The organism is Cupriavidus sp. 05T41 (assembly GCF_056396525.1).
Genome location: NZ_JBFTLQ010000192.1, coordinates 1 through 1,681, shown reverse-complemented (window position 1 = coordinate 1,681; position 1,681 = coordinate 1). Strand labels below are relative to the sequence as shown.

At 58.5% G+C, this 1,681-nt stretch carries 1 protein-coding gene and 1 pseudogene; one reads left to right on the top strand and one right to left on the bottom strand.

Translation table 11 applies throughout. The features are described from left to right. Positions 1-37: 37 nt before the first annotated feature. Positions 38-1,201: an AAA family ATPase gene (locus AC1DKV_RS40405; protein ID WP_441622729.1), complete on the bottom strand. Its 1,164-nt coding sequence runs from the start codon at positions 1,199-1,201 to the stop codon at positions 38-40. Positions 1,202-1,572: 371 nt separating this feature from the next. Here AC1DKV_RS40405 and AC1DKV_RS40400 point away from each other — a divergent pair. Continuing rightward, positions 1,573-1,681, top strand: a pseudogene (locus tag AC1DKV_RS40400) (hydrolase); the annotation flags it as partial.

The following is a 1,681-nucleotide window of genomic DNA, read 5'->3' as shown; positions in this document are numbered from 1 at the left end:
CCTATTGGCCGGACAGCGCTTGGCGTTGCGGACAGAACTAGATCTTGCCTTCGAGKGACTTCCGCTCGCGCCAGATCTCCTGGACAAAGGGGTCGGTGACGCCGTAGATACCATGTCCCTTACGCATGATCAGGTTGGTCGCCAGTAGTTCATTGATGACTGGCTGAACCTCTTCCACCTTGACCTCACGTCCGACGGCTTTAGAGTAGCTTGCCGCTGCCTCTCCAGAGAACAGGCCTCGGGCGTCGCCCTCTGTCGAGGCGATCCGATCAAAGACGGCTGTCGGGACGCTGCCAAGCTGCTCCAGTTTCATGATCTCGATGTCCGCGGCGGCCGACCGTAGCGTGTTGGCGATCACCGGCAAGTGCTCATCTGGGTTGGCCCCAGCCGGTAGGTGAAAGTGTAGTTGCCTCAGAGCCTTGATCATTTCTTCCGGGCGGTTGCCGAGCGCCTGAAATGCCTTCACAGCGACGTCGGATGACGGCAGTGACGAGAATCCCTCCGTAGCCAGGCGATCAAGCAGGTACGCGACGTATTCCTGGTCCAGGACCGGATACGCAACTGACGTGGCACCAGCGAAGGCCTGATTGCGTCGCGCCGTCAACTCGCTKACCAAGGCTCGATGCGACCCCGTCCCGACGAACAGGAAGTAGCCGGGCGTATCCGGACGGAGGTTGATGGCCTCGCGCGCCGCTTTCAGGGCAAACAACAACTGATTGCCCTCATCGGAGGTGATGGCGTGCTGCACCTCATCAACGATCAGCACTAAATCGGTCTTCGCCTGGTCGACTACTTCCGTCAGCGCCTGGGCGAGCGTTGCTCCGCCGGGCTGGCCCAGGCTGTCGAGCTTAAAGCCAAACTTGAAGCCGAACGCCCCGACATCCGCCCCAGTGAGGCGCCGCAGCTTTCTGGTTGCCGATGCAGGTGCGGTCTCAAGGTCCTTGAGCGCCTTCTTGACCGCCTCCAGAATCAGCGCCGCCGGGCTTCGCTGAGTGTCGCTCCAGAGGTCGACGTAGATCACGATCGCCCCGCCATTCTCTAGAGCAGGGATGAGGTCGTTCTGCAGGAACGTGGTTTTTCCTGTGCGCCGCAAGCCGGACAGGAAGAGCCCTGACCGCAGCCCCTCATCCAGGACACCAGGATTGAGGAGTTGCCTGGCCATCTGTTCCGCAAGCTGCGGGCGCCTGTAAATGTTCGTCATGGGGCATTTATGGCAAATTATTTGTACGGAATAATTATAGTCCACGAATAATTATCGGTAAAACGATGGCCAAAATGCGCTCATTAGCGCGCAAACCCCCACTTCCCTGCACACTCGCAGATCGACTTGCTGGCGGGCCAGCGCCGGCCACGTTTCCGTCTGTCAGACCACAAGCGGCCAGTGACCAATCTTCTTCCGCCAGCCGTCGCAATATTCAGATATTTTGAATAACTATGACAGTGATGGGCCACTTTCCGCGGTCTGACGCTGGTTATAGTTCTGCACATGGACAGCGCAACAAGGCAACGAAGCAAGCCAGGCGCTACCGGACAAAACTCAAAATCATTGAATCACCTTAATTGGAGAACATCGTGTCGAACGCCAAACTGCAAGTCCTGACCCCGCGCAACAGCCAGCTGATCGTCATCGACCACCAGCCCCAGATGGCCTTTGGCGTGCAGTCGATGGACCGCCAGACCA